This window comes from Psychrobacter sp., assembly GCF_041554015.1.
Taxonomy (GTDB): Bacteria; Pseudomonadota; Gammaproteobacteria; order Pseudomonadales; family Moraxellaceae; genus Psychrobacter.
Map to the genome: position 1 here is coordinate 1 of NZ_JBFFMS010000053.1, position 9911 is coordinate 9911.

Here is a 9911-nt window from a genome sequence, read left to right on the forward strand (position 1 = left end):
AAAAGAGGAAAAAAGCCTGATGGATAGTATCAAACTCATTTTGGGTAAAGAAGATAAAATAAACGACCAACTAGAAAAAGGTCGCGGTCTTGAGCGTTATACCAATGATTTACTACTGCTCATGAGTTTGGTCAAAGATTACTATCAAGGCAACTATCGTAATATCCCTTACAAAACCATTTCCGCAGCAGTAGTTGGTCTGCTCTATGTCATAAACCCTATTGATCTTATTCCAGATTTTATACCCTTTGTCGGTCAAATCGATGATGCACTGGTGCTAAAATTTTGTCTAAAGCTTATGGAAAAGGATTTATTAAAATACAAAACTTGGAAAGACAAACAAGGCGCATCTGACGATAAAGACTCAAAGCTTACCCATAAAAAGCTCGAAGATAAGGGTCTGGAAAAAACAGATAAGGACAAAAAATCTAAAGCGAAAGACAATAAGGCAGATAGTAAAAAGTCATCATAGCTACTCATTAGAGCTACTTAGTTATAGTCAGTTCAATATAAAAAAACCCAGTCAATGAGATAATCACTGACTGGGTCTTGGTATGAGAATAATCCTATCTTTATAGATTTACCCTGTCTTCTAAACCATTAATCCGGCACATCATAACTGGCTTTTTCTGGATTTAGACCGAACGAGTAGACAAAGGTTGCAACCAGACTGTTTATGATAATAAACGGCACATCAATGCTGGCATGCCCAAGCAAGTAGCGACCGATTAGCCATGAGACTATCAGCATAATGATAAAGAACCCGCCTAAGTACGCTAAGATGGCAGGATGCTTTAGATTATAAGCTTTCTCAGGTTTTGGCTGTTTGTCGAGCACATAGGTTCTGATGGCCCAACCAGCCGCATACGAAAACCCACCTAGCACCACATAACTAAAAAAATTCATATTGCCTAACTCTAATGATACGACGGTTTATAACAAAATTGTATTGATAAAAAAGCACTTTTTATCATAAATAACAGGTATGTAATATTGAATGACAATACCTAACTAAATAGTCTCTTTAACATTATCAACGACGATATTGGCATGAGGATTGGCCAAAATATCAGTATTAACGTCATCACATTCGACTCGGTAAATGGTGTTTGCCCCTTTATAGATATAAGACAAATACTCACTATCAAGTAGCGGATCGATATTGGCATAAACAGGCTTAACATGCGCCAGCACCAGCACCCTATCCGGACGACCTATCACCGCATCGACATTCTCAGGGTCGATAGAGAAAAACTTTGGTACATCACGGTTCTCAATGACCTCTAATGGCTCAGCATCATCCCAAACACGCTTGGCACTTGCAGGCTCTTTCATCTGCATGACCCAAACATCATTCTGTTGACTGACTTTTATTTGCGCAGGCTCATCATGGCTGACAGTATAGCAGCCCTCAAAAACGGATAACTCTACTGGCACTACCGCGGTCGTCTCATCTAGCGTATCGCTATCATTACAAGCGGTTAAAAACATAGCGCTGCTTACGACTGCGGCAACCAGTAGTGGAGTAAATGTTTTACAAAAATTAGCTGAGCGTAATAACATAAGGGCGTTATCCTGCATTTATGCGTGAGAGGCAGTGTTTAAATAGAGGGCGATAATACGTCTTATACCGTTATCCGGTGGTGTCGCTACTTATTTTAACAGAAAACCAAAAAGATAGCCTGACCATCTAATCTTCGTCAAAGATTTTGTGTTTGAGCACCACCCATAATTACCCATAGCGAGCTGAGATTTGCTATACTCAAATCCAAAATACGCAGCGCTCGTTTGTACTAAAACCACCAAAACTCGCTCTGCGTCCGTGGCTTTATTCTTGCCTTTATTATTTATCAGGTTGCTCAGCTTTTATGTCAGAAAATTCGTATTCGATGCCTCATGCTCATACCGACCACGCGACCGATCCGCTCGCTGCCAAAGCCAATACGACGGTTGCTTATACTGACGGCGCGTGTAAAGGCAATCCTGGTGCTGGCGGCTGGGGCGCACATCTGATATTTAGCGATGGTCATACGCAGGATTTTTATGGCGGCGACAAAGTAACCACCAATAATCGTATGGAATTGATGGGGGCAATACAAGCCTTAACCCATAGCCCCCATGAGCAGAAACTCGAGATTTGGACAGACTCAAGTTATGTCAAAAAGGGCATCACCGAATGGATTGATGGCTGGAAAAAAAGAGGCTGGAAAACAGCCAGTAAAAAACCTGTCGCCAATCAAGACCTATGGCAGCGACTCGATGAGCTATGCCAGCAGCGTGATGTCGCTTGGCACTGGGTAAAAGGCCACGCTGGACATGCTGGCAATGAAAAAGCGGATGAGCTGGCCAATTTGGGCGTAACCTCAACCAGTGAAAATTCATCGGTAATAAATGAGCAAGACACCGCTAAAAAAAAAGCGCCAATAATGACCAATAAACCCCAGAACCAAAGCAATGACTGGCTAAGTTTTGACCCATTAGGTTTTGACATGATGGATGATGAGCTTGAAAATGAGAGTGATGAGTCATTTAGTGATAACTCATATAATCATAATCATGATAACCCTACCTCTACTACAGATATGCCGGAAATCCAGACCGTTATGACTGATGATACGATGAATGCGAATACGCCAGAAAATGATACCGATGGTGCTATCAATACGCCAACGCCTGATACAACGCCAAAATTCGATGGCGATACCAGCCGTGCCAACCCATATTTTATACCGCTGCTGCCAAAGCCTATCCATCGCCATGAGTCTGACCGTCAGCTGATCATGGATACAGAGACCACTGGTCTTGATCCGCTAAAGGGCGATCGTATCATTGAGGTCGGTATTGTGGAGTTGGTCGGGCGTAAGTTTACTGGTGAGAAGCTCCATGTCTATATCAATCCACAGCGCGGTATGGATGAAGAAGTTATCCGCATTCACGGTATCTCTGAAGCATTTTTAACCGACAAACCAACCTTTGACCAGGTTGCCCAAGCGCTCTATGATTTTATGGACGGTGCAGAAATCATCGCTCATAATGCTTCATTTGATATGAACTTCTTAAATATGGAGTTTGCCAAAGTTGGTATGCATGACTTTGCCGAGCGCGTAAAAGTAACCGACTCGCTGGTCATGGCAAAGCAGCAATATCCTGGACAAAAGAACACTCTGGACGCGCTCGTGCGTCGTTTAGATGTGGGCAAGCAAGACCGTACTTTTCACGGGGCATTACTAGATTCAGAGATTTTAGCTGAAGTCTACTTGGCGATGACTGGCGGACAGGTAACGCTAGGCATTGAGGACGACGCGCAAGCGGATGGCGGACACACAGCCCATGCAAGCTTTGCCAATTTAGCGGCTTTATTGCTTGAGTCACCTACTGATGAGAGCGCCAGTCAAAGCTGGTACACATCGCTTGCAGAAGAATACCCTGAGCTAAAGGCCAAAATGTAACCGTCTTTAAAATCGCTGTTTATATTGGCTATTAGAGCCTATAGTCTTGATTATTATAACGAAAAAACGTAAAACCTTATCTAGCGCTATTTTTTTGATTGACCCTCTCAATATTTGCCATTTTCGTCAGTAACTTATGGAAAAAGTAATTATGAATCACTCTACGCAAATAAAATTGACCGCGCCAACGCTTAGTGTTACTGACTTTAATTTGCCATCGCTGCACTTATTGCATGATGAGGTCAAAGTCATACTCAAAGACACTGAAATTCATCTGGGCGAATTTAATGACGACAATAGCCAAGCACCTTTATTATTAGACTCTATCATCGTATTAAAACAGCTTTCTTGTATTTTTAAGCTAATATCTTTGGTGGGTGCAGAGGCGCTTAATAACGCGATTGTACAAGGGTTACAGCAGCTTTATAACAGCGGTGACAATAGTGATATTGACTTAATTATGGATCTGTCCGAAGCAATCATGACGCTTGATCGTTATGTTGAGTTTGTGCTGTTGACTGAGTCGGTAGAACCTACCTTATTACTACCTATTATTAATAAGCTCAATGCTCATAGCCAGATAGTGCCTATTGCTGCGGATTATTTTTCTGCTTTTGGTAATAGTAGCGTCATTATCGCCAATCCTGAAAAGAATTTTCAGCCACTTAATGAGCTTAACCTTGATCAAGCGTTATTGATTGATGCTTACCGTAGTGGACTGGGCGTTACGCTAATCAATCGAGATGGCAACATTACCCCAGATGATCAGCAAAAACTGGATGCTATGTCAGCTGCCTGCGCTTTGATAGCAGAAAATACCAGCAGCCTATTTTGGCAAGCAGCGTACGCTGCGGTCACTGATATCGCAGCTATTCTGCCGCTTAATGTCAGTCAAAAGCATACGCTGATTTATGTCGAGCAGCAGCTCCAAAGCCATTTATCGGTTATGGATACGCGCTTTGCTGATTTGGTCAGTTTTGCCGGCCAACGTGATACCGAAGCGGCAAAAATGCTGCGCGATCAATACGCCGCCAACCGTTTAGAAGATCCACAGCGTCAGCAGATGGAGCGCTTTTTATTTGGGCCAAATCGTGAGCTGACCGATACGTTAAATACTATTATCCAAACTCAAATCAATACCATTAAAGAAAATGTCGACAGCTATGCCCGTGGTGACTCAATCAACCCCATTGACATGCAGACCTCACAAATCATTGAAGAGCTTACTACTTTAAGCTCTGCGCTGCATCTTTTAGGTCTATCTAATGCTGCCAATAGCCTGATGAAAGCCTCAGACGCCGTCAGCACATGGCGCTCGCCTACGCCAGAAGATTTTGATCATTTATTACTCGCACTCATGCATGCAGAAAATGCGACTATTGCCATGGCTGAGATGCATACTCCAGGGGCGATTTATTTGCCGTTAAACAATCCCCATATCTCATTACATCAGTTGAATACTGCTTATGATACTTTGATAGAAGAGAGTCGCATGGCAATTGCCAGTGCTGAACAAGCGATCAATGACTACCTTGCGGAGCCTGAGCGCGATATTCTTAATATTCAGAATACGCCTGAAATGCTGCGTCAAGTCAGCGGCGCGGTACGCTTTTTACAACTGCCAACGCCTGCCAGTATGCTCAGTCAATTGGCAAATTATTTGCAGCAGCGTATCAGTAGTGGTAATCGGATCGATGACGGCACCCTAACTTATATCGCCGATGTTATTATGGCAGTCGACCATCATTTAGACGGTTTTGAGAACAACCGTCCTGTCAGCAAGCAAGCATTGAATGTTGGGCAACATAGCTTAAGCCAATTGCTTGCCGCTTAATCCTTTATTTAAATATTGATCTAAAGACAAGCTCATATCGGCACTGATATGAGCTTGTCTTTGACCGTTTGGAAACCCTTATGATGACTTGCGCCTTTGTACTAGCTGATGAAACGATATTGTGTCATCAAACGTCTAATGGCTGGTGGCCTTTACAGCTTCAACTACCATCCTTCGAGGTTAGTAATGAGCAAGCGTATCAATTGGGGCAAGTAACATTATCTGATAGCTTAGCGCCCAATCGCTCGCTATCTAGTGATCTACATAACACTGATACCATCACTGTACAAGTAAGTCGCGCCATTACTTATGACTATGCAGTGGCACATCATATTACATTACCCATCATCGCTGAGGCCAGCGGCAATGCGTTTGTTCCTTACCGCCAGCTGATTGCTCAGTTGCCCGTGGCTTTGTCCAATCAGCTTAGTCAAGCGATACAGCTATTGCGTTGGCAAACAGATACACAGTTTTGTAGTCGCTGTGCTGCACCGACTGTAACTGCTAAACGAGATGAGCGCGCCATGGTTTGTCCAGTGTGCCGATTGCGCCAATACCCACGCGTACAGCCCTGCGTCATCACCGCCATCACGCGCCCGAATCCACAAACAGGTGAAATGCAGATTTTGCTCGCCCATCATCATCGTTATGGACAGCAAACCACCCCTTCACAAGCGCTACAGTATGGTCTGATTGCAGGCTTTGTAGAAGTGGGTGAGAGCCTAGAGCACGCGGTTGTGCGCGAAGTGGCAGAAGAGGTGAATATCAGTCTCACAGATATTCGTTATGTCAGCAGTCAGCCATGGCCGTTTCCATCTAATTTGATGCTAGGCTTTCGCGCTTCTTATGCCGCTGGTGAGGTTGTCATTCAAGAAGATGAGCTGTCACATGCCGATTTTTTTGATCTCTCAAATTTGCCAAAAATACCTTCAAAAGGTAGCATAGCTTACGAGCTGATTGCACAAATTGCCAATGAGCAAGGTATCTCGCTTTAATCTATAATATCAGCGCGGCATCCGGCATTTAACAGTATTCTTATTATCCTATCATTCTAATGTCAGCGCTAAGAGCAACCAGCCTTTACAACTTAGCCCTTAGAGTTTAGCTTAGCACTGACATGAAGGTTTTAAAGCATATGCAAAGCACCACCCGTAAACATAGCACCCACATCCGTCTGACCAACTTGCCTATCTTGTTCGATGCTTTGAATCTAGAGCACTTACCTGCGGACATACAAGCGAAAATCTCGCAAATTGATGCTTGCCTACCGCAAACACAATGTGGGCTTTGCGAGCATCCAGATGGCTGCTTGCCCTACGCCGCCGCTATCGTGTTAGAGAATGAACCATACAATAAATGTGTACCCGGTGGTCAGCCTGTTACCAATGCCATTGCTCAAATTATCAATATTGATAACAAGGAAGTGATACTGAGCGCCGCGTCTTCTCAGTGGCCAATAGATGCGAGCTCTGAACGCCCAACCGAGGTACGTGCGGTGATCCGTGAAGATGACTGTATCGGCTGTACCAAATGTATTCCCGCCTGCCCAGTCGATGCTATTGTCGGTACGGGTAAGCACATGCATACTATTTTTACAGATTTATGTACTGGCTGCGAGCTCTGTATTGCGCCCTGCCCAGTTGACTGTATTGACTTAGTTGCCGTTGAGCGCACCCTATCGGCAGCTGAGCGCACGTTTGAACAAGAGGATTTGAGACAGCGTTATCACACGCATTTAAACCGTGTCAGCAAGCAACTTGCAGATAGTAGCAATAGCAGACCCGTGGTCAGTATGGTAGAGGCGAAATTAAACAATGCTGCCAGTCAGTCGTTAAATATCAGCGAAGCGCAGGCAAAAAACACCATTGCCGCAGCGAAGCTACGTAGTAAAATTAAGAAGCTAGAAAAACAGCTGAGTGTCCGGCCAAGTGAGAGCAAACAAGCAGAGCTTGATGCATTACAAACAGAGCTGTCCCAGCTTTAATAATCAATAAAATAATAGCAAATAACGATAATAAAAACACTATGAGTAAAACTGTCAAACATAAAACTGCCGATACCCCACCATCGAGGCGCATGCCCAATCGTGATGTGCGCCCATTTTTTGAGAAACTGGCAGCGACGATTGATGAGCCTGTGACGGAGCTCAATTATCATAGCAACTTTGAGCTATTGATCGCGGTCATCTTATCGGCGCAGGCAACCGATGTCAGCGTCAACATTGCCACAAGCCAGCTTTATCCGGTCGCTAATACGCCTGAGGCCATACTCGCTCTAGGCGAAGAAGGTTTGAAAGGTTACATTAAAAATATCGGCTTATTTAATGCCAAAGCTAAGAACGTCATCAAAACTTGCCGTGACTTGATTGAGAAGTTTGATAGTACCGTCCCTGATAACCGTAAAGACTTAGAGTCGCTTGCTGGCGTTGGACGCAAGACGGCAAACGTGGTCTTAAATACCGCCTTTGGTCAGCCGACGATGGCGGTCGATACCCATATCTTTCGGGTAGGTAATCGCACAGGACTTGCCACGGGCAAAAACGTCTTAATCGTCGAGAAAAAGCTGCTCGAACGTATCCCCGATGACTTTATCGTTGATGCCCATCATTATCTGATTTTACATGGGCGCTATACCTGCCAAGCCCGTACACCCAAATGCGGGGCTTGTCCTGTTTATGAAGAATGCATGTTTAAGGATAAGGCGGCATTTTTAGAGTTATGAGCTATACGACCATAATAATAACAAAGTACATCAACAGCAGACAGGCTCAAGCGAAATTATAATGCCATTATTGAGCATTACTTATCATACAACAAGCGCAGCTCACTAGAGTTTTATCACGTTTCGAGTTAGAATAACCCTATTTTTAGGCGAGTACCGCAGAGTATTTACATTGCGGACCATTAGCTTGTGGTTATATGACTGGTGATTATTAACATATGTTGCCGTTTCATCATATTCTGCGATGCTATTAGCCTGACCCTTTATGTTCTGTATAAACCTATGTTTTATCCAAATATGTGTCTTATTTGACTCTATATAATACATGCATTTGTGAACAAGCGAATTGAGCGGTACCGATTAATCACCGAGCACAGTATGGTTCGGACAAATACCAATTAGAGCAGCGCCCAGACGTTATGCTTTTCCCTATCTTTATTGATTCCATTAAGCGATCCCATTATGCGTGAATACAACTTATTTACCTCAGAATCTGTGAGCGAAGGCCATCCTGATAAAATGGCTGACCAAATATCAGATGCCATCCTCGATGCCATCTTACGTGAAGATTTGCATGCACGCGTGGCATGTGAAACCTTGGTTAAGACAGGTGCTGTGATATTAGCAGGCGAAGTCACCACGACGGCAAATATCGATGTTGAGCGTATCGTGCGCGATACTGTAAACGGTATTGGCTATCACCACTCAGACTTGGGCTTTGATGGCGAGACCTGTGCCGTCATCAACATGCTTGGCAAACAATCTCCTGAAATTGCTCAAGGTGTGGACCGTGCTGACCCTGAAGAGCAAGGCGCAGGCGACCAAGGCTTGATGTTTGGCTATGCCAGCAACGAGACCGAAGTATTGATGCCCGCCCCTATCGAATATGCGCATCGCTTGATGGAGCGCCAGTCTGAGCTACGCCGCGCAGGCGAGCTGCCTTGGCTTCGTCCGGATGCCAAAGCACAGGTTACCCTGAAATACGAAGGTAATAAACCTGTTGCTATCGATGCGGTGGTGCTATCGACGCAGCATGATCCAAGTATCTCGCAAACAGATTTGCAAGAAGCGATCATGGAATCGATTATCAAACAAGTATTGCCAGCAGAGCTACTACACGCAGGTACGCGCTATCATATTAATCCAACGGGTAAGTTTGTGATTGGCGGTCCTGTTGGCGATGCAGGATTGACCGGCCGTAAGATTATTGTTGATACCTATGGCGGTATGGCGCGTCATGGCGGCGGTGCCTTTAGTGGTAAAGATCCATCAAAAGTCGATCGCAGTGCTGCGTATGCCGTGCGCTATGTGGCTAAGAACATCGTCGCAGCAGGACTTGCCGATCGCTGTGAAATACAGGTCAGCTATGCCATTGGTGTTGCCGAGCCTACCTCTATCTCTGTCAATACTTTTGGTACAAATAAAATCAGCAACGATGAAATCATCCGTCTGATTCGCACCCATTTTGATCTGCGCCCTTATGGCATTACCCGTATGCTAAATCTATTACAGCCAATGTATCAGCAAACAGCGACGTTTGGTCATTTCGGTCGTCCCGGTTCTGAAACTGCCTTTACGTGGGAAAAAACAGACAAAGCTGAGATCTTAAAAGCAGACGCTGGTTTATAAAAACATCAGGTTGCTGCCCTTACAAACCCTTTTTATAAATTAAAAATTACCAATACTTATTAGGAGTCGCTTATGTCTCAAGACAATATGCAAGACAGCAACATTCAAGAAAGCAACATTCAAGAAAGCAATGTTGACGCTAACATTGAGATTACCCCTGAAATGCAAGCATTTTACCATCGTGCTGATGCCATTATTGGTATCGCAAACAGTCAGTTGGGTTCTGAAGCGCATTCAGGACAAGTAGGTGCATCACTACTTTATGCAGCCGCACGTTA

General features: G+C 44.3%; 10 protein-coding genes. 8 read left to right on the forward strand and 2 right to left on the reverse strand.

The features are described 5' to 3' along the window. Positions 1 to 472: YkvA family protein (locus ABYU67_RS11085; RefSeq protein WP_372845178.1), on the forward strand; the 472-nt coding region annotated here is incomplete at its 5' end. A 128-nt stretch (positions 473 to 600) separates the two neighbouring features. On the opposite strand, the gene ABYU67_RS11090 is transcribed toward ABYU67_RS11085, so the two are convergent. Together ABYU67_RS11090 and ABYU67_RS11095 are read right to left on the reverse strand one after the other, a co-directional pair. Further along, entirely contained in the window at positions 601 to 906 is a 306-nt protein-coding gene (locus ABYU67_RS11090; protein ID WP_372845180.1) for a hypothetical protein, read from the reverse strand. Positions 907 to 1011: 105 nt separating this feature from the next. Then, a complete protein-coding gene (locus ABYU67_RS11095; RefSeq protein ID WP_372845182.1) occupies positions 1012 to 1563 on the reverse strand; it encodes a hypothetical protein in 552 nt (183 codons plus the stop codon). A gap of 305 nt (positions 1564 to 1868) precedes the next feature. On the opposite strand from ABYU67_RS11095, the gene dnaQ reads away from it, so the two are divergent. From dnaQ to ABYU67_RS11130, 7 genes are all read left to right on the forward strand, one after another. Further along, positions 1869 to 3449 (forward strand): DNA polymerase III subunit epsilon, encoded by a 1581-nt coding sequence (gene dnaQ / locus ABYU67_RS11100; RefSeq protein ID WP_372845184.1) that lies wholly within the window; start codon positions 1869 to 1871, stop codon positions 3447 to 3449. A 151-nt stretch (positions 3450 to 3600) separates the two neighbouring features. Continuing rightward, entirely contained in the window at positions 3601 to 5283 is a 1683-nt protein-coding gene (locus ABYU67_RS11105; protein WP_372845186.1) for a hypothetical protein, read from the forward strand. Between the two features lie 80 nt (positions 5284 to 5363). Next, positions 5364 to 6278 carry an NAD(+) diphosphatase gene (gene nudC, locus ABYU67_RS11110; RefSeq protein ID WP_372845188.1) on the forward strand — a complete coding sequence of 305 codons (915 nt, stop codon included), beginning with the start codon at positions 5364 to 5366 and terminating at the stop codon, positions 6276 to 6278. A 140-nt stretch (positions 6279 to 6418) separates the two neighbouring features. After that, positions 6419 to 7267: an RnfABCDGE type electron transport complex subunit B gene (locus ABYU67_RS11115; protein WP_372845190.1), complete on the forward strand. Its 849-nt coding sequence runs from the start codon at positions 6419 to 6421 to the stop codon at positions 7265 to 7267. Positions 7268 to 7308: 41 nt separating this feature from the next. Next, the gene (nth, locus tag ABYU67_RS11120; protein ID WP_372845192.1) at positions 7309 to 8004 is read left to right on the forward strand and encodes an endonuclease III; all 696 of its coding nucleotides are present in this window, start codon (positions 7309 to 7311) and stop codon (positions 8002 to 8004) included. Between the two features lie 462 nt (positions 8005 to 8466). Then, positions 8467 to 9633, forward strand: coding sequence for a methionine adenosyltransferase (gene metK, locus ABYU67_RS11125; RefSeq protein ID WP_372845194.1), 1167 nt, complete (start codon positions 8467 to 8469; stop codon positions 9631 to 9633). Positions 9634 to 9705: 72 nt separating this feature from the next. Then, the coding region (locus ABYU67_RS11130; RefSeq protein ID WP_372845196.1) for a DUF3144 domain-containing protein at positions 9706 to 9911 on the forward strand (206 nt) is incomplete at its 3' end.

Coding starts and splice junctions, on each gene's coding strand:
- ABYU67_RS11090 (WP_372845180.1), bottom strand. CDS start 906: ATGAATTTTTTTAGTTATGTGGTGCTAGGTGGGTTTTCGTATGCGGCT.
- nudC (WP_372845188.1), top strand. CDS start 5,364: ATGATGACTTGCGCCTTTGTACTAGCTGATGAAACGATATTGTGTCAT.
- ABYU67_RS11115 (WP_372845190.1), top strand. CDS start 6,419: ATGCAAAGCACCACCCGTAAACATAGCACCCACATCCGTCTGACCAAC.
- metK (WP_372845194.1), top strand. CDS start 8,467: ATGCGTGAATACAACTTATTTACCTCAGAATCTGTGAGCGAAGGCCAT.
- ABYU67_RS11105 (WP_372845186.1), top strand. CDS start 3,601: ATGAATCACTCTACGCAAATAAAATTGACCGCGCCAACGCTTAGTGTT.
- ABYU67_RS11095 (WP_372845182.1), bottom strand. CDS start 1,563: ATGTTATTACGCTCAGCTAATTTTTGTAAAACATTTACTCCACTACTG.
- dnaQ (WP_372845184.1), top strand. CDS start 1,869: ATGTCAGAAAATTCGTATTCGATGCCTCATGCTCATACCGACCACGCG.
- nth (WP_372845192.1), top strand. CDS start 7,309: ATGAGTAAAACTGTCAAACATAAAACTGCCGATACCCCACCATCGAGG.